Raw genomic sequence first — 16,753 nt, forward strand, 5'->3', positions numbered from 1 at the left:
GTATACTGGCCGCCTTAAGTTATTACGGTTGACTTGATTCAACTGATTTCACGGAGCGCCCTGCATGTCCGGCAATACCTTCGGCAAGCTGTTCACTGTCACCACCGCGGGCGAAAGCCATGGCCCGGCGTTGGTCGCCATTGTCGACGGCTGCCCGCCCGGCCTCGAGCTGTCCCTGGAAGACCTGCAGCGTGACCTCGACCGCCGCAAGCCCGGCACCAGCCGCCACACCACCCAGCGCCAGGAGCCCGATGAAGTCGAGATCCTTTCCGGGGTGTTCGAAGGCCGTACCACCGGGTGCGCCATCGGCCTGCTGATTCGCAACACCGACCAGAAGTCCAAGGACTACTCGGCGATCAAGGATCTGTTCCGCCCGGCCCATGCCGACTACACCTACCACCATAAATACGGCGAACGCGACTACCGTGGCGGCGGCCGCAGCTCGGCGCGCGAAACGGCCATGCGCGTGGCAGCCGGGGCCATCGCCAAGAAATACCTGGCGACCCAGGGCATCGTCATCCGTGGCTACATGAGCCAGTTGGGCCCGATTGAAATCCCGTTCAAGACCTGGGACAGCGTTGAAGACAACGCCTTTTTCTGCCCTGACCCGGACAAAGTGCCGGAGCTGGAAGCCTACATGGACCAGCTGCGCCGCGACCAGGATTCGGTCGGCGCCAAGATCACCGTGGTCGCCGAAGGCGTCAAGCCGGGCCTGGGCGAGCCGATTTTCGATCGCCTCGACGCCGAACTGGCCCATGCGCTGATGAGCATCAATGCGGTGAAAGGCGTCGAAATCGGCGCCGGGTTCGCCTGCGTGTCCCAGCGTGGCACCGAGCACCGCGATGAACTGACGCCGGAAGGTTTCCTCAGCAACAACGCGGGCGGCATCCTCGGCGGTATTTCCTCCGGCCAGCCGATTGTTGCGCACCTGGCACTCAAGGCCACCTCGAGCATCACCACCCCGGGCCGTTCGATCGATGTACACGGCAACCCGGTGGACGTGATCACCAAGGGCCGTCACGACCCGTGCGTGGGCATCCGGGCCACGCCGATTGCCGAAGCGATGATGGCCATCGTGTTGATGGACCATCTGTTGCGCAATCGCGGGCAAAATGCCGATGTGCGCGTGAGTACCCCGGTGCTGGGCCAGCTGTGACGGCGCGGCGGTGACAGCCCTCCCGTACTGGCGCCTCTCCAGCTTCTACCTGTTCTACTTCGCCCTGCTCGGGGCGACGGCGCCGTTCCTGGCGCTGTACTTCGACCACCTGGGGTTCTCCAGCGCGCGCATCGGCGAGCTGGTGGCCATCCCCATGCTGATGCGCTGCGTGGCGCCCAACCTGTGGGGCTGGCTGGGCGACTACAGCGGCCGACGCCTGGCTATCGTGCGCTTCGGCGCGGTGTGCACCCTGCTGAGTTTTTCCCTGATCTTCGTCAGTCACACCTACGCCTGGCTGGCCCTGGTGATGGCCCTGCATGCGTTCTTCTGGCACGCGGTGCTGCCGCAGTTTGAAGTGATCACCCTGGCCCACCTGCAAAAACAGACCGCGCGCTATAGCCAGGTGCGCCTGTGGGGCTCCATCGGTTTTATCCTCACCGTGGTGATCATGGGCCGCCTGTTCGACTGGCTGAGCCTGGATATCTACCCGGTGGTGGTCGTGGTGATCATGGCCGGCATCATCGGTGCCAGCCTGTGGGTGCCGAATGCGCAGCCCGCCAGCCACGGCAATCGCCTGGCCGCTGATGGTTTCCTCAAACAGCTGCGCAGCCCCGGCGTACTGGCGTTTTACGCCTGCGTGGCGCTGATGCAAATGAGCCATGGCCCGTATTACACCTTCCTGACCCTGCACCTGGAACACCTTGGCTATAGCCGTGGCATGATCGGCATGCTGTGGGCCCTGGGGGTGGTGGCGGAAGTGCTGATGTTCCTGGGCATGAGCCGCATCCTCACGCGTTTTTCGGTACGCCGGGTGCTGCTGACCAGTTTCCTGTTGGCGGCCCTGCGCTGGCTGCTGCTGGGCTCGTTTGCCGAACTGCTGTGGGTACTGTTGCTGGCGCAGGTGATGCACGCTGCCACGTTCGGCAGTTTTCACGCGGCGGCGATTGCCTTTGTGCAGCGCAGTTTTGGCGATAAGCAACAAGGCCAGGGCCAGGCGCTGTACGCCGCCCTGGCCGGCACCGGCGGTGCGCTGGGTGCGCTGTATTCCGGCTACAGCTGGAACCTGCTGGGGCCGACCTTCACCTTTAGTATTGCCAGCGTCGCCGCCCTGGCCGCGGCCGCTATCATCGGTTTTCGATTGCAAGAGCAGAACCAAGGAACCCTTCAATGAGTTATGTCGCCGTCTACCCCGTCGCTTCACCGGATACCCCGAACAAGGTCCTGACCCATGTCGACGACATCGCCGCTACCCTGGCCGAGCACGGTGTGCGGTTCGAGCGCTGGCAGCCTGCCCTGATCGAGAGGGGCGCCAGCGACGCTGAGATGATTGCCGCCTATCAGCCGCAGATCGATGCCCTCGGCTACGGTGCGGTGGCGGTGCTCAGTGTCACCAGCGACCACCCGCAAAAAGCCGAATGGCGTGCCCGGTTCCTGGATGAACGCCGCTACAGCGAAGACGAAGTGCGTTTTTTCATCGCCGGCCAGGGCTTGTTCAACCTGCATGTTGGCGACTACGTGTATGCCGTGCGTTGTGAGAAAAACGACCTGCTGGTGATCCCGGCTGGCATGGCGCACTGGTTTGATATGGGCGAGAACCCCCACTTGGTCATGCTGCACTTGTTCAACACCGCGCAGGGGTGTGTACCGACGTTCACCGGCGACGATGTTGCCAGCCATTTCCCAGGTTTGGACGATTGAACTCAGGTAATTGGAATCTTCAACCCCGGCGAGTTGGAAGTTGTTGTGGGAATAAGCTTAGTTACGCGTAGGGTTTGGCTGTTTATCCAGGGCAATGCGCACTGAAACCATTCGTTATGTAACTCTCTGCGTCGCCAGTGTTTGTGCCACCTGTCAATAGGAGGAATCCGAATGGTGGTAGGGCATCAGCCAATAAAAGGAGAGATGTAATGAATGGCCCAGAGGAGTCGTGTCCGCCGCCGTGTGTCGTAACCAATGCTGTCAGGAGACGCCTGAGCCTGTCCGGTAAGCCCCTGACTCCAGCGGAATTGGAGATCTTACGCTGGGCCTCGGAGGGCAAGACTGTCTGGGAAATCAGCCAGATTCGTGCCACGTCCGAAGCCACCGTCAAATTCCACCTGCGCAATATCTACGGCAAGCTGGAAGTCACTAACCGCGTGCAGGCGATGAATGAGGCGGCTCGCCAAGGCCTGTGCTGACACACATCAATAAAAAGGCCGCGACGCTCAATAGCGTCGCGGCCTTTTCATGACTGCGGTATTTACGCCGAGTGGTAGGTCGGCAGGGCAAAGCGGTTCTGGCTTTGCAGCATGGAAATTTGCGGCAATTCACTGGCTTGTTCGGCCAAGTCGCGACGAATCGCGCTGATCACCCAAGTCAATTGATCGGCGGTGTGCAACTGCTGGTAAGAGATCGAACGCTTGACCTGCTTGCCGTCACTGTTGCGCAGGGTCAACAGAATGCCGCCGTCGGGACGTGGCTGGGTGGTGACATCGTAGTTGGAGAATACTGAAGCGAATTTATCTTGGATCAGGCTCATGTCTATCAGCTCCGTTGGCTCAAGTTGGCAAGCATGGAGTGATAGGTGCAGTGATTGTGCCAGCTCATGATTTATAAAAATATCGTTATAAATCAACAGATTGAAAATATCTTGGATTTTCGATTTCGTGCAATTTGCATGAATGGCCATCATGCATCCTGCATTTTGCGCTACTCGATAGGGTGGGATGGGCGCGTCGATACTCGTAAAGACTGTTTCTGCGCAGCTAAATTCCTTTTTTGAGGGCATGCCGGTTGGGATACAAAACTTTTCAAATCCCGCGTGTACAGCCGAAGAACGGCTGACGTATTTTCCTGCAATGCATTCGGCCTTCCGCTTACGGAGGTATCGGTGCTTTTGGATCAGACGAAGAATAAGAAAAAGGACGTTCCTCCATGAGTCACCCGCACAACGACATGATCACCTGGGGCAAGCTGCTGAGTAAGGTGCCGGCCATCGTCCGTGCCTTGCCGCGCGTAGTGCGTGGCATGCGTGCCGCCAATGTCACCGACCCCGCGCAGCCTTGCGGGCTGGGCTGGCACTTTGAGCAAGCCACCCTGCGCAACCCCGACGGCAACGCGTTGCTGTACGGCGACCGTGTGCTCAGCTACACCGACGCCAACCAGCGTGCCAACCGTATTGCCCATCACCTGCAAGCCCAGGGCATCGGCAAGGGTGACGTGGTGGCGCTGTTTATCGAAAACCGCCCCGAATTACTCTTGAACGTGCTGGCCGTGGCCAAGCTGGGTGGCATCTGCGCGATGCTCAATACCGCGCAAACCCAGGCGACGCTGGTGCACAGCCTGACCCTGGTGAGCCCGGCAGCCATTATTGTCGGCGCGGAACTGGTGGCCCCCTATGACGCGGTGCGCGATCAGGTGGCCATCGCGGCTGATCGAACCTGGTTCGTCGCCGATCAACCGTCCAGCCTGGTACCGCAGGGTTATATCGACCTGGTGGCTGCGAGCGCCGAGTGCCCGGTGGACAACCCTGCCAGCACTGCGCAGATCTTCTTCAACGACCCTTGCTTCTATATCTACACCTCCGGCACCACCGGCCTGCCGAAGGCCGGCATCATGAAACATGGCCGCTGGACCAAAACTGCCGTCAGCTTCGGCAGCATCGCGCTGGACATGGGCCCTGACGACGTCCTGTATTGCACTTTGCCGCTGTACCACGCCACCGGCCTTTGCGTGTGTTGGGGCTCGGCGATTGTCGGGGCATCGGGCTTCGCCATTCGCCGCAAGTTCAGCGCCAGCCAGTTCTGGGACGATGCGCGCCGATTCAAGGCGACCACCCTCGGCTACGTCGGTGAGTTGTGTCGTTACCTGCTCGACCAGCCACCCGGTGAAAACGACCTTGATAACCGCGTGACCAAGATGGTTGGCAATGGCTTGCGCCCCGGCGTGTGGGCGCAGTTCAAGGCACGCTATGGCGTGGAGCATATCTGCGAGCTGTACGCGGCCAGTGACGGCAATATCGGTTTTACCAACGTGCTGAATTTCGACAACACCATCGGTTTCTGTCTCCAGCACTGGGCGCTGGTGGACTACGCCCATGACAACGGCGAGCCGCTGCGTGGCAGCGACGGTTTTATGCGTAAAGTCCCCACGGGCGGGCAGGGCCTGTTACTGGCCAGGATCGATGAAAAATCGCCCTTCGACGGCTACACCGACCCGGAAAAGAATCGCCGGGTGGTACTCACCGACGTGTTTGAAAAAGGTGATCGCTACTTCAATACCGGCGATTTGTTGCGCAGCATCGGCTTTGGCCATGCGCAATTTGTGGATCGTCTGGGGGATACCTATCGCTGGAAAGGTGAAAACGTGTCCACCACCGAGGTCGAGAACGTCCTGCTGCAACACCCGCAGATCGCCGAAGTGGTGGCTTATGGCGTCGAGATCGAAAACACCAATGGCCGTGCGGGCATGGTCGCCATCACCCCGAGTGAGTCCCTGGCCTCGCTGGACATGCGCGAGTTGCTGCAATTCGCCCACGGCCAGTTGCCGCACTATGCAGTGCCGCTCTTCCTGCGGATCAAGGTCAAGATGGAAACCACCGGTACCTTTAAGTACCAGAAGGTCAAGCTCAAGGAAGAGGCCTTTGATCCGGACAAGGCCGGCAATGACCCGGTGTATGCCTGGTTGCCGGGGTCGGACTGCTATGTGCCGGTCACCGGGCAACTGTTGGCGCAGATCCAGGGCGGCCAGTTCCGCTATTGATTCTGTCTATGGCCGCTTTTGCTAAAAAGGGCATGACAGTGGGGAACTCCCTCGCGACACTGGCGGCCTATAAAGCACCAGACAAGGAGCCCCACATGTCAGACCACGCCAAACAAATGACTGAAGACGAAGCCGCCGAATTTGCCGAGCAGGTCTTCGACGTCGCCCGCAAAGGCGACGCCGCCATGCTCGCCGCGCTCCTGGCCAAAGGCTTGCCGGCCAACTTTCGCAACCACAACGGCGATACCTTGCTGATGCTGTCTGCCTACCACGGCCATGCCGAAGCGGTAAAAGTGCTGCTGGAGTTCAAGGCCGACCCGCTGATCGCCAATGACAAGAACCAGCTGCCCATCGCCGGCGCGGCGTTCAAGGGCCACTTGCCGGTGGTCAAGGCGCTGATTGAAGGGGGCACGCCGATCGAGGCCGCCTCGTCCGACGGGCGTACCGCGCTGATGATGGCCGCCATGTTCAACCGCGTCGAGATGCTCGACTACCTGCTCAGCCAAGGCGCCAACCCCAGGGCCACCGATGCCCAGGGCGCGACTGCGCTGGCGGCGGCGCAGACCATGGGGGCGAAGGACACGGCGGCGCAGCTGGAGAAACTGGTGTAGGCTGTGCGCCCTCAAAAACCAGCCCGCTACAGGATCACCCCATGAAAACCGCCCTCGTCGAACTTATCAGCAAAATCAGCGCCGGGGTCATGGGCGAGGATGAGGTGGCGCGCATCGCCGAAGAGGCCGCCCAGGCCTACGCCGACCCGGCGGCCTTCCTGGCCGCCAACCCGGACATCAACTACGACGACAGCTTTCCGATCCCGCTGGGGGAGTGGGTGGTGGTCGGCAGCCTGCCGGATACCGTGCTGTTCCAGGCCGATACCTATGGCGACCTGTTTGCGCAGATCGCCGCGTCGTTCGGCCCGGGTGTGTCGTTCAACCTCAAACCCAAGCAACTGGCCAAGACTGACGGCCTCACCGCCCTGAACCGTATCCAGATCCAGATGAGTGCCCTGAGCCCGGAAGACGGCGGTTATGTGCTGCTCAACTTCAGCCAGTTGCTGGACGACGAGATCCAGGCGGTGCTGGTGTTCGGCAATGACCTGCCGCGCGTGCTGGCGTTGTGCGCCGAAGTCGGCATCCAGGCCGAGCCGTCCCTGGAAGCGCTGAAGGTCGCCGTGCACGTCTGAAATAAAACGGAACCCCGGCCAGGGCTGGCTATCCTACAAGGGCATGCCCTCACTTAGGAGCGACACCATGGGTTCCACTTTCAACGGTCTGATCGGGCTGATCATCCTGGCGCTGGATATCTGGGCGATCATCAATGTGTTCAAAAGCGGCGCAAGCACCGGGGCCAAGGTGTTGTGGATCCTGTTGATCCTGCTGCTGCCGGTACTGGGCCTGATCATCTGGGCTATCGCCGGGCCGCGCGGCAACGTGCGGATCTGACCCCGCACCCTCCTTGTAGCAGCTGCCGAGCCTTGGCGAGGCTGCGTCAGCGGTGTATCAGACACACCGCACACGCAGCCTCGCCAAGGCTCGGCAGCTGCTACGGTACTTGCTCGTTTCTTCGCTGCATTTTGTGTATCGAAATATTCGCTGCACACAATTTTCACATCTTATCCAAGACAATCCGCCGGCTCTATCTTTCCCTGCCAAGGCCCTGCCTCAGGTGCTTTTAAAGGCGGCGCAGCGGTGCTCGTTCAGTAATTAATAGCCTTGATGCCGTTGATCGGGCACCATTCGCGCCACTGCACTACTTCGTCACTAAACTTCCAATGGGTCCTGAAACGACATGGCAAACCCGGACGCCCTGAGTCAGCAGCGAGCTTCTAATCGCCTGCTGCAACCGACCGTCAAATCCCATCTGGCGTACACGCTGCTCTGCGCACTGGTCATGATGGTGATGCTCTCCCTGCTGCGCCTGGCGCTGCTGGTCTACAACCGCGAGATGATCCTCGACACGCCGGCCTCGACCTTCCTTGAAGCGTTCGCCAACGGCCTGCGTTTTGACATCCGCCTGGTGGTCTACCTGCTGATCCCGCTGCTGCTGGCACTGTTCAGCGTACGGGCCATGGCCGCGCGTGGGTTCTTCCGCTTCTGGCTGACCCTTGCGTCCAGCATCGCCCTGTTCCTGGGCTTGATGGAGATGGACTTCTACCGCGAGTTCCACCAGCGCCTCAACGGCCTGGTCTTCCAGTATGTGAAGGAAGACCCGAAAACCGTGATGAGCATGCTCTGGTACGGTTTCCCGGTGGTGCGCTACCTGCTGGCCTGGGCCGTGGGCACGCTGATCCTGAGCATCGCGTTCAAAGGTGCCGACCGCGCCACGCGCCCACGTGGTCCGTTCAGTGGTGGCAGCATCGGCACGCGCCAGGTGGCGCCGTGGTACAGCCGCATCGCGGTGTTCGTGGTATGCCTGCTGATCGCCGTGGTTGCCGCCCGTGGCACCCTGCGCCAGGGCCCGCCGCTGCGTTGGGGCGATGTGTACACCACCGATTCGAACTTCGCCAACCAGTTGGGCCTCAATGGCACCTTGTCGCTGATCGCGGCGGCCAAGGCCCGGTTCGGTGAAGACCGCTCCAATGTCTGGAAGGCGACCCTGGACCAGCCGCTGGCCACCCAGACCGTGCGTGACATGCTGGTGCTGCCACAGGAAAAACTGGTCGATACCGACATCGCCGCCGTGCGCCGCGACTACACGCCGCCGGCCGAGAAGACCCTGCCGATCAAGAACGTGGTCGTGATCCTGATGGAAAGCTTCGCCGGTCATTCGGTAGGCGCCTTGGGGCGTCCCGGCAATATCACGCCGTACTTCGACAAACTCTCCAAGGAAGGCCTGCTGTTCGACCGTTTCTTCTCCAACGGCACCCATACCCACCAGGGTATGTTCGCCACCATGGCCTGCTTCCCGAACCTGCCAGGCTTTGAATACCTGATGCAGACCCCGGAAGGCAGCCACAAGCTGTCGGGCCTGCCGCAGTTGCTCAGCGCCCGTGATTTCAACGACGTGTATGTCTATAACGGCGACTTCGCCTGGGACAACCAGTCGGGCTTCTTCAGCAACCAGGGCATGACCAACTTCATCGGCCGCAACGACTTCGTCGACCCGGTGTTCTCCGACCCGACGTGGGGCGTGTCCGACCAGGACATGTTCAACCGTGGCCTGGAAGAGTTGAAGGCCCGTGAAGGCGGCAAGCCGTTCTACGCACTCCTGCAAACCCTGTCCAACCACACGCCGTACGCATTGCCGACGCCGTTGCCGGTGGAGAAAGTTACCGACCGTGGCAGCCTCAACGAGCATTTGACGGCCATGCGTTACTCCGACTGGGCCCTGGGCCAGTTCTTTGAAAAGGCCCGCAAGGAGCCGTACTTCAAGGAAACCCTGTTCGTGATCGTGGGCGACCATGGCTTCGGCAACGAACAGCAGATCACCGAGATGGACCTGGGCCGCTTCAACGTACCGATGCTGATGATTGCACCGGGCGTGCAGGAGAAGTTCGGCGAGCGTGACCACACCGTGGGCACCCAGATCGACATCGTGCCGACCATCATGGGCCGCCTGGGTGGCGACACCCTGCACCAATGCTGGGGCCGCGACCTGCTGAACCTGCCGGAAGGCGACAAGGGCTTTGGCGTGATCAAGCCATCGGGCAGCGACCAGACCGTGGCCTTGGTCACCGCAGACCGCATTCTGGTACTGCCCAAGGAAATGCCACCGAAGCTGTGGCAATACGAACTGGGCGCCAACCCGAGCGGTAAAGTGATTGCCGAATCGCCGGACGAGGCTGCACTCAAGCAGAAACTCGAAGCGTTCCTGCAAACCGCGACCAAGAGTTTGCTGGATAACACCGCAGGCGTTGTAAACGGTAAGCCGGACTAATTAACCGGCAATAAAAAAGAGGCCTTTTTCAAGGCCTCTTTTTTTTTGCTTCGTTATTACCGCGGAGCGGTTATATCCGGCCCAGCAACAACAGGACCAGCAGCACCACCAGCACCACACCGAGGATACCCGACGGGCCATAACCCCAATTACGCGAGTGCGGGAATACCGGAAGGCCGCCGACCAGCAGGAGGATCAAGATAATGATCAGAATGAGGCTCATGGTTTTTTCCTTATTGTCTTTCTGCAAAGACCGGTTGTTTAACGATAGGCCTGCAGAGTTAATTACAGACGCCTTAACTACTCCGACTCTGGTGCTTCGCAGAAAATTCCATGTTTTTTTAAAGCATTTCGATCACTCGTTTATTTCTTTTGATTCGCGCTCATCCAGCACTTATTAGTTGAAAAACATTGAACTTAGGCGGACGGCAGGTATCCGACCCGGCCCACGGTTTGCCTGGGGCATTCATCACTCTGATGGTGCGTGGGTGCAGGAAAAACCTTCGCTACACTGCCGATCACTTCTTCTGTGAACCACAAGGCTACTTCCTATGCAAAATCGCATGATGATCACTGGCGCCGGGTCCGGCCTGGGTCGTGAAATCGCTCTGCGCTGGGCCCGTGAGGGTTGGCAGTTGGCCTTGTCGGACGTCAGCGAGCCAGGCTTGCAGGACACCCTGAAGCGCGTGCGTGAAGCCGGTGGCGATGGCTTTATCCAGCGCTGCGACGTGCGCGACTACAGCCAGCTCACGGCGTTTGCCCAGGCCTGCGAAGTGAAGCTGGGCGGCATCGATGTGATCGTCAACAACGCCGGCGTAGCCTCGGGCGGCTTCTTTGCCGAGCTATCGCTGGAGGACTGGGACTGGCAGATCGCAATCAACCTGATGGGCGTGGTCAAGGGCTGCAAGGCGTTCCTGCCGCTGCTGGAAAAGAGCAAGGGCCGCATCATCAACATCGCCTCGATGGCGGCCCTGATGCAGGGGCCGGCCATGAGCAACTACAACGTGGCCAAGGCCGGTGTGGTGGCGCTGTCGGAGAGTTTGCTGGTGGAGCTCAAGCAGCAGGAAGTCGGCGTGCACGTGGTGTGCCCGTCGTTCTTCCAGACCAACCTGTTGGACTCGTTCCGTGGGCCCACACCGGCGATGAAGGCGCAGGTCGGCAAGTTGTTGGAGAGTTCGCCGATCTCGGCGGCGGACATTGCCGACTACATCTACCAGCGTGTGGCGCAGGGCGAATTCATGATCCTGCCCCATGAGCAGGGGCGGATGGCGTGGGCCTTGAAGCAGAAGAACCCGCAGTTGCTCTATGACGAAATGACCACCATGGCCGACAGGATGCGGGCCAAGGCACAGGCTGTTAAGGGCTGATCAGGCAGTGGTCTGTCAGGCAATTTACCTACATATGTAGGTGTTGCCTGATTTTGCCGCGAGGCATTGCTGCGCCCACACCCAGCGCGCATGGTCGGGGTCCTGTCATTCAATAAGGACAACCGCCATGCTGGTCTTAAGCCGCGCCGTAGGCGAAATCATCGCCATCGGTGATGACATCACCGTGCGCATTCTCGAGCTGAACGGTAATCAGGTGAAATTTGGTGTTGTTGCGCCCGTCGGGGTGCATGTCCATCGCGCCGAGGTGTACCAAAAGATCCTCAAGCGTCAAACCCCGCAATCCCAGCCCGCCACCAACCCCTGAGTCAGTCGAACAGATGCTTGGGCACATCGTGCTTGAGCATCAACTGGCACTGCTCGCTGTCCGGGTCGAACACAATCAGCGCCTGGCCCTTGGTCAGCGCCTGGCGCACCCGCAGCACGCGGGTTTCCAGGGGCGTGTCGTCACCATTGTCGGTGCCGTCGCGGGTCACGAAGTCTTCGATAAGGCGGGTCAGGGTGTCGACTTCAAGTGCGTCGTAGGGAATCAGCATACAAGCCTCAGATGATGGATCCCGGCGATCCTACTGCGCCGGGACCGCAGTTGCCAGCGTCAGGACTTCTGGCCGACCAGGCTGTCCACCGATGGCACACGCGTGTCGCTCTCCATCTGCGTTTCGTGCTCGATCTGATGGCTGAACCGATCCAGTGAGCCCTGGGCCGGTTGTGCGTCACTGGCGAACACCGGCGGGCTGAGGATATACGCGCCCAACAGCCGGCTCAGTGCTGCCAGGCTGTCGATATGGGTGCGCTCATAACCATGGGTCGCATCGCAACCGAACGCCAGCAGCGCCGTGCGGATGTCGTGGCCGGCCGTCACCGCCGAGTGGGCATCGCTGAAGTAATAGCGGAACAGGTCGCGGCGCACGGGCAAGTCGTTATCCGAAGCCAGGCGCAGCAGGTGGCGGGAGAGGTGATAGTCATACGGCCCGCCGGAATCCTGCATGGCCACACTGACCGCGTGCTCGCTGGAGTGCTGGCCGGGAGCGACCGGGGCGATATCGATACCGACAAATTCACTCACATCCCAGGGCAGGGCCGCCGCAGCGCCGCTGCCGGTTTCCTCGGTGATGGTGAACAGCGGGTGGCAGTCGATCAGCAGCGGTTCGCCGCTGTCGACGATGGCCTTGAGTGCGGCCAACAGTGCGGCGACGCCGGCTTTGTCGTCCAGGTGGCGGGCACTGATATGCCCGCTCTCGGTGAACTCGGGCAACGGGTCGAACGCCACGTAGTCACCGATGCCGATCCCCAGGGAATCGCAATCGGCGCGGGTGGCGCAGTAGGCATCCAGGCGCAATTCCACATGGTCCCAGCTCACCGGCATTTCATCCACGGCGGTGTTGAACGCGTGCCCGGAGGCCATCAACGGCAACACGCTGCCACGGATCACCCCGTTGTCGGTAAACAGACTGACGCGGCTGCCTTCGGCAAAGCGGCTTGACCAGCAGCCAACCGGGGCGAGGGTCAGGCGGCCATTGTCCTTGATCGCACGCACGGCGGCGCCAATGGTGTCCAGGTGCGCGGACACCGCGCGGTCGGGGCTGTTTTTCTGACCCTTGAGGGTGGCGCGAATCGTGCCGCGCCGGGTCATTTCAAACGGGATACCGAGTTCTTCCAGGCGCTCGGCGACGTAGCGCACGATGGTGTCGGTAAACCCGGTGGGGCTGGGAATGGCGAGCATTTCCAGCAGGACTTTTTGCAGGTAGTTGAGATCCGGTTCGGGGATGGTTCGGGTCATAAAGGTTTCCTTTAGTTGCAAGCTTTGAGCTGCAAGCTTCAAGTTAAAAGCGGTATCTGAGGCTTGCCGGCATTGCTCTAGGCTTGAGGCTTGCAGCTTGTAACTTGAGGCTATCCACTGTGGGGGAATAGCAGGTCCACAAACTTCTCCGCCGTCGGCTGCGGTTCATGGTTGGCCAGGCCGGCCCGTTCGTTGGCTTCGATAAAGACGTACTCGGGTTGATCGGCCGCGGCCACCATCAGGTCCAGGCCCACCATGGGGATATCCAGGGCGCGGGCGGCGCGCACGGCGGCGTCCACCAAGGTGGGATGGAGGATCGCGGTGACGTCCTCCAGGCAGCCGCCGGTGTGCAGGTTGGCGGTGCGGCGCACGGCCAGGGTCTGGCCCCGGGGCAGGATGCTGCTGTAGTCGTAGCCGGCGGCGTGCAGGGTGCGTTCGGTTTCTGCATCCACGGGGATTTTGCTTTCGCCGTCGGTGGCCGCCTGACGGCGTCGGCTCTGGGCTTCGATCAGTGCGCCAATGGAATGCTGGCCGTCACCGGTCACTTCGGCGGGGCGGCGGATCGCGGCGGCGACCACCTCGAAACCGATCACCAGGATGCGCAGGTCCAGGCCTTGGTGAAAGCTCTCCAGCAACACGCGGCTGTCGAACTGGCGCGCCGCTTCGATCGCCTGCTGCACCTCTTCGATGCTCTGCAGATCCACCGCCACGCCCTGGCCTTGCTCGCCATCGAGCGGCTTGACCACGACGCGCTGGTGTTCGTCGAGGAACTCCAGATTGTCATCGGCGCTGCCCGCCAGTTGTTGCGCAGGCAGTTTCAAGCCCGCCGCTTTCAACACCTTGTGGGTGAGGCTCTTGTCCTGGCACAGGGTCATGCTGATCGCGCTGGTCAGGTCGCTCAGCGACTCGCGGCAGCGCACGCGGCGGCCACCATGGCTGAGGGTGAACAAACCGGCATCGGCGTCATCCACCTGCACATCGATGCCGCGTCGATGGGCCTCTTCGACAATGATCCGCGCATACGGGTTGAACCCCGCCTGCGGGCCGGGGCCGAGGAACAGCGGTTGGTTGATACCGTTCTTGCGCTTGATCGCAAAGGTGGTCAGCGCACGGAAGCCGAGCTTGGCGTAGAGGTTCTTGGCCTGGCGATTATCGTGCAGCACAGACAGGTCGAGATAGCTCAGGCCACGGCTCATAAAGTGCTCCACCAAGTGGCGTACCAACACTTCGCCCACGCCGGGGCGTGTGCACAGCGGGTCGACCGCCAGGCACCACAGGCTGCAACCGTTTTCCGGGTCGTGGAAGGCTTTCTGGTGATTGAGGCCCATCACGCTGCCGATCACCGCGCCACTGTCTTCGTCCTCGGCCAGCCAGTACACCGGGCCGCCTTCATGGCGCGGTGTCAGGCGTTCGGCGTCGACCGGCAGCATGCCGCGGCCTTGATACAACTGGTTGACCGCCAGCCAATCGGCCTCGCTCTGCACCCGGCGAATGCGGAAACCGCGAAACACGCGGGTGGAAGGGCGATAGTCGCTGAACCACAGGCGCAGGGTGTCGGATGGGTCGAGGAACAACTGCTGCGGATCAATCCCGAGGATCTGCTGGGGCGCGGCCACATACAGCGCGATATCGCGCTCGCCGGGCTGTTCGTTGAGCAGCTCCTGGGCCAGGCTGGCCGGGTCCGGGAAGGTATGGCCGATCAATAGCCGGCCCCAGCCGCAATGCACCGCAATCGGCTCGGCGGCCAGCGGGCTGCCATCTTCGGCCAGGCGCGCTTGCAGGCGCTCGTAGGTCGGCGCCTGGCCCTTTAACAAGCGTTGGCTGTAAGCCGCTGCATGGGGTTTCATCAATCAGATTCCTTGTTCGCTGAGCCACAGGTTCAACGCGGCCAGTTGCCACAGCTTCGAGCCGCGCAACGGGGTCAATTGACCTTGCGGGTCGGTGAGCAGGCGGTCGAGCATGGCCGGGTTGAACAGGCCGCGATCCTGGCTTGGGTCCAGCAGCAGTTCGCGCACCCAATTCAGGGTGTCGCCCTGCAAATGCTTGAGGCCCGGCACCGGGAAGTAGCCTTTCTTGCGGTCGATGACTTCGCTCGGAATCACCCGGCGCGCGGCCTCTTTCAACACTTGCTTGCCACCGTCGGGCAATTTGAATTTACCCGGTACACGGGCCGACAGTTCCACCAGGCGGTAGTCGAGGAACGGCGTGCGCGCTTCCAGGCCCCAGGCCATGGTCATGTTGTCGACGCGTTTGACCGGGTCATCCACCAGCATCACCGTGCTGTCCAGGCGCAGGGCCTTGTCCACGGCGGCGTCCGCGCCGGGCATCGCAAAATGCTCGCGCACGAAGTCGCCGGCGGCGTCGTTGGCGGTCAGCCATTTCGGTGCGACGGTGGCGGCGTAGTCATCGTAGCTGCGGTCGAAGAACGCCTCGCGGTAGGCGGCATACGGGTCGCTGGCGCCATCCACCTGCGGGTACCAGTGGTAACCGGCGAACAGCTCATCGGCGCCCTGGCCGCTCTGCACCACCTTGCAATGCTTGGCCACTTCCCGCGACAGCAGGTAGAAGGCGATGCAGTCATGGCTGACCATCGGCTCGCTCATGGCGCGGAACGCCGCCGGCAGTTGTTCGATGATCTCGCTTTCGGCAATGCGCAGTTGGTGGTGACGGGTGCCGTAGTGCTTGGCGATCAGGTCCGAATACTGGAACTCGTCGCCGCGCTCGCCGCCGGCGTCTTCAAAGCCGATGGAGAAAGTCGACAGGTCCTGCACGCCGACTTCACGCAGCAGGCCGACGAGCATGCTCGAGTCGACGCCGCCGGAAAGCAGCACACCGACATCCACGGCAGCCCGTTGACGAATGGCCACGGCTTCGCGGGTGCTGTCCAACACGCGGTCGGTCCAGTCTTCCAGGCTCAGGTTTTTTTCATCTTCATGGGGGCCGTAGGGCAGCGTCCACCAGGTTTTCTGCTCGGTGTTGCCTTCGGCATCGATGCGCATCCAGGAGGCCGGCGGCAGTTTTTCAATGCCCGCCAGCAGCGTGCGCGGAGCGGGCACGACGGCATGGAAATTCAAGTAGTGATTGAGCGCCACCGGATCGAGGATCGGGTTGATATCACCGCCCTTGAGCAGCGCCGGCAGGGCCGAGGCAAAGCGCAGGCGCTGACCGGTGCGCGACAGGTACAACGGCTTCACGCCGAGACGGTCACGGGCGATGAACAGGCGCTGGGCATCGCGCTCCCAGACGGCAAAGGCAAACATGCCGTTGAGCTTGGGCAGCAGTGCTTCGCCCCAGGCGTGGTAACCCTTGAGCAGCACTTCGGTGTCGCCGCCGGAATAGAAGGCGTAACCCAGGGCTTCAAGCTCCTGGCGCAATTCCGGGAAGTTGTAGATCGCGCCGTTGAATGCCAGGGACAGGCCCAGTTGGGCGTCGACCATCGGTTGGGCGGAGCCGTCCGACAGGTCCATGATTTTCAGGCGTCGATGGCCCAGGGCAATCGGCCCTTGGGCATGGAAGCCCCACGCGTCAGGGCCGCGGGGTGCCAAGTGATGGGTAATTCGCTCCACCGCTGCGAGGTCCGCAGGTTGGTGATCGAAACGTAACTCGCCAGCTAATCCGCACATAGGTTCCTTACCGGTTTTTCCGTTGGGGAGGGATAGAAATGCACGCGCCGAAACGGCGGGTACCTAGGGACTGACCCGAGGCTATACGCGGAGTTTTAGATCAATAAGTTATATGGCAAACCGCCGCCCCCCATTCGGAACACCCCTGCAGCCTGTGCGGCGTGGGTGAAAGGGGCGGTAATTAAGTCGAGGC

At 61.4% G+C, this 16,753-nt stretch carries 17 protein-coding genes; 11 read left to right on the forward strand and 6 right to left on the reverse strand.

Annotated features, from left to right (window positions below; all coding sequences use genetic code 11):
- Positions 1-64 precede the first annotated feature (64 nt).
- The 4 genes from aroC (at position 65) to V3W40_RS11175 (ending at position 3,333) form a co-directional block, all read left to right on the forward strand.
- Positions 65-1,156, forward strand: coding sequence for a chorismate synthase (gene aroC, locus V3W40_RS11160; RefSeq protein WP_027603936.1), 1,092 nt, complete (start codon positions 65-67; stop codon positions 1,154-1,156).
- Between the two features lie 10 nt (positions 1,157-1,166).
- A complete protein-coding gene (locus V3W40_RS11165) occupies positions 1,167-2,327 on the forward strand; it encodes an MFS transporter (RefSeq protein WP_330215018.1) in 1,161 nt (386 codons plus the stop codon).
- Positions 2,324-2,854, forward strand: coding sequence for a 1,2-dihydroxy-3-keto-5-methylthiopentene dioxygenase (locus V3W40_RS11170; protein ID WP_065926620.1), 531 nt, complete (start codon positions 2,324-2,326; stop codon positions 2,852-2,854). Before V3W40_RS11165 ends, V3W40_RS11170 begins: the two co-directional genes overlap by 4 nt.
- A 209-nt stretch (positions 2,855-3,063) precedes the next feature.
- Positions 3,064-3,333, forward strand: coding sequence for a response regulator transcription factor (locus V3W40_RS11175; protein ID WP_065926621.1), 270 nt, complete (start codon positions 3,064-3,066; stop codon positions 3,331-3,333).
- Between the two features lie 62 nt (positions 3,334-3,395).
- On the opposite strand, the gene V3W40_RS11180 is transcribed toward V3W40_RS11175, so the two are convergent.
- Positions 3,396-3,674, reverse strand: coding sequence for a DUF3509 domain-containing protein (locus V3W40_RS11180; protein ID WP_027603943.1), 279 nt, complete (start codon positions 3,672-3,674; stop codon positions 3,396-3,398).
- 395 nt (positions 3,675-4,069) lie between these two features.
- Here V3W40_RS11180 and V3W40_RS11185 point away from each other — a divergent pair, with 395 nt between their 5' ends.
- From V3W40_RS11185 to V3W40_RS11205, 5 genes are all read left to right on the forward strand, one after another.
- Positions 4,070-5,896 carry a long-chain-acyl-CoA synthetase gene (locus tag V3W40_RS11185; RefSeq protein WP_323146999.1) on the forward strand — a complete coding sequence of 609 codons (1,827 nt, stop codon included), beginning with the start codon at positions 4,070-4,072 and terminating at the stop codon, positions 5,894-5,896.
- A 95-nt stretch (positions 5,897-5,991) separates the two neighbouring features.
- Entirely contained in the window at positions 5,992-6,507 is a 516-nt protein-coding gene (locus V3W40_RS11190) for an ankyrin repeat domain-containing protein (RefSeq protein ID WP_330215019.1), read from the forward strand.
- Positions 6,508-6,548: 41 nt separating this feature from the next.
- A complete protein-coding gene (locus V3W40_RS11195) occupies positions 6,549-7,079 on the forward strand; it encodes a hypothetical protein (protein WP_330215020.1) in 531 nt (176 codons plus the stop codon).
- 67 nt (positions 7,080-7,146) lie between these two features.
- On the forward strand, positions 7,147-7,338 hold the full coding sequence (locus tag V3W40_RS11200; protein ID WP_003172956.1) for a PLDc N-terminal domain-containing protein: 192 nt from the start codon (positions 7,147-7,149) through the stop codon (positions 7,336-7,338).
- 346 nt (positions 7,339-7,684) lie between these two features.
- Entirely contained in the window at positions 7,685-9,772 is a 2,088-nt protein-coding gene (locus tag V3W40_RS11205) for an LTA synthase family protein (protein ID WP_065926624.1), read from the forward strand.
- 70 nt (positions 9,773-9,842) lie between these two features.
- Here the strand turns inward: V3W40_RS11205 and V3W40_RS11210 are convergent, their stop codons facing one another.
- Positions 9,843-9,995, reverse strand: coding sequence for a DUF3309 family protein (locus V3W40_RS11210; protein ID WP_015885095.1), 153 nt, complete (start codon positions 9,993-9,995; stop codon positions 9,843-9,845).
- 328 nt (positions 9,996-10,323) lie between these two features.
- Between V3W40_RS11210 and V3W40_RS11215 the strand changes: the two genes are divergently transcribed.
- The gene (locus tag V3W40_RS11215) at positions 10,324-11,139 is read left to right on the forward strand and encodes an SDR family oxidoreductase (protein WP_027603948.1); all 816 of its coding nucleotides are present in this window, start codon (positions 10,324-10,326) and stop codon (positions 11,137-11,139) included.
- 127 nt (positions 11,140-11,266) lie between these two features.
- Positions 11,267-11,464, forward strand: a complete 198-nt coding sequence (gene csrA / locus V3W40_RS11220; RefSeq protein WP_065926626.1) for a carbon storage regulator CsrA — start codon at positions 11,267-11,269, stop codon at positions 11,462-11,464.
- Between the two features lies 1 nt (position 11,465).
- Here the strand turns inward: csrA and V3W40_RS11225 are convergent, their stop codons facing one another.
- From V3W40_RS11225 to V3W40_RS11240, 4 genes are all read right to left on the reverse strand, one after another.
- Complete coding sequence (locus tag V3W40_RS11225; RefSeq protein WP_003236706.1) at positions 11,466-11,693, reverse strand: YheU family protein; 228 nt, start codon at positions 11,691-11,693, stop codon at positions 11,466-11,468.
- 59 nt (positions 11,694-11,752) lie between these two features.
- Entirely contained in the window at positions 11,753-12,937 is a 1,185-nt protein-coding gene (locus V3W40_RS11230) for an osmoprotectant NAGGN system M42 family peptidase (protein WP_065926627.1), read from the reverse strand.
- Between the two features lie 110 nt (positions 12,938-13,047).
- On the reverse strand, positions 13,048-14,784 hold the full coding sequence (gene ngg / locus V3W40_RS11235) for an N-acetylglutaminylglutamine synthetase (RefSeq protein WP_330215021.1): 1,737 nt from the start codon (positions 14,782-14,784) through the stop codon (positions 13,048-13,050).
- 3 nt (positions 14,785-14,787) lie between these two features.
- Positions 14,788-16,560, reverse strand: a complete 1,773-nt coding sequence (locus V3W40_RS11240) for an N-acetylglutaminylglutamine amidotransferase (RefSeq protein WP_065926629.1) — start codon at positions 16,558-16,560, stop codon at positions 14,788-14,790.
- Positions 16,561-16,753 lie beyond the last annotated feature (193 nt).

Source organism: Pseudomonas sp. AM8, from assembly GCF_036346475.1.
Lineage (GTDB): Bacteria > Pseudomonadota > Gammaproteobacteria > Pseudomonadales > Pseudomonadaceae > Aquipseudomonas > Aquipseudomonas marginalis.

Excerpts from the sequence above, each read along its gene's own strand:
- aroC (WP_027603936.1), top strand. The coding sequence starts at position 65 with ATGTCCGGCAATACCTTCGGCAAGCTGTTCACTGTCACCACCGCGGGC.
- V3W40_RS11170 (WP_065926620.1), top strand. The coding sequence starts at position 2,324 with ATGAGTTATGTCGCCGTCTACCCCGTCGCTTCACCGGATACCCCGAAC.
- V3W40_RS11175 (WP_065926621.1), top strand. The coding sequence starts at position 3,064 with ATGAATGGCCCAGAGGAGTCGTGTCCGCCGCCGTGTGTCGTAACCAAT.
- V3W40_RS11180 (WP_027603943.1), bottom strand. The coding sequence starts at position 3,674 with ATGAGCCTGATCCAAGATAAATTCGCTTCAGTATTCTCCAACTACGAT.
- V3W40_RS11185 (WP_323146999.1), top strand. The coding sequence starts at position 4,070 with ATGAGTCACCCGCACAACGACATGATCACCTGGGGCAAGCTGCTGAGT.
- V3W40_RS11190 (WP_330215019.1), top strand. The coding sequence starts at position 5,992 with ATGTCAGACCACGCCAAACAAATGACTGAAGACGAAGCCGCCGAATTT.
- V3W40_RS11195 (WP_330215020.1), top strand. The coding sequence starts at position 6,549 with ATGAAAACCGCCCTCGTCGAACTTATCAGCAAAATCAGCGCCGGGGTC.
- V3W40_RS11200 (WP_003172956.1), top strand. The coding sequence starts at position 7,147 with ATGGGTTCCACTTTCAACGGTCTGATCGGGCTGATCATCCTGGCGCTG.
- V3W40_RS11205 (WP_065926624.1), top strand. The coding sequence starts at position 7,685 with ATGGCAAACCCGGACGCCCTGAGTCAGCAGCGAGCTTCTAATCGCCTG.
- V3W40_RS11210 (WP_015885095.1), bottom strand. The coding sequence starts at position 9,995 with ATGAGCCTCATTCTGATCATTATCTTGATCCTCCTGCTGGTCGGCGGC.
- V3W40_RS11215 (WP_027603948.1), top strand. The coding sequence starts at position 10,324 with ATGCAAAATCGCATGATGATCACTGGCGCCGGGTCCGGCCTGGGTCGT.
- csrA (WP_065926626.1), top strand. The coding sequence starts at position 11,267 with ATGCTGGTCTTAAGCCGCGCCGTAGGCGAAATCATCGCCATCGGTGAT.
- V3W40_RS11225 (WP_003236706.1), bottom strand. The coding sequence starts at position 11,693 with ATGCTGATTCCCTACGACGCACTTGAAGTCGACACCCTGACCCGCCTT.
- V3W40_RS11230 (WP_065926627.1), bottom strand. The coding sequence starts at position 12,937 with ATGACCCGAACCATCCCCGAACCGGATCTCAACTACCTGCAAAAAGTC.
- ngg (WP_330215021.1), bottom strand. The coding sequence starts at position 14,784 with ATGAAACCCCATGCAGCGGCTTACAGCCAACGCTTGTTAAAGGGCCAG.
- V3W40_RS11240 (WP_065926629.1), bottom strand. The coding sequence starts at position 16,560 with ATGTGCGGATTAGCTGGCGAGTTACGTTTCGATCACCAACCTGCGGAC.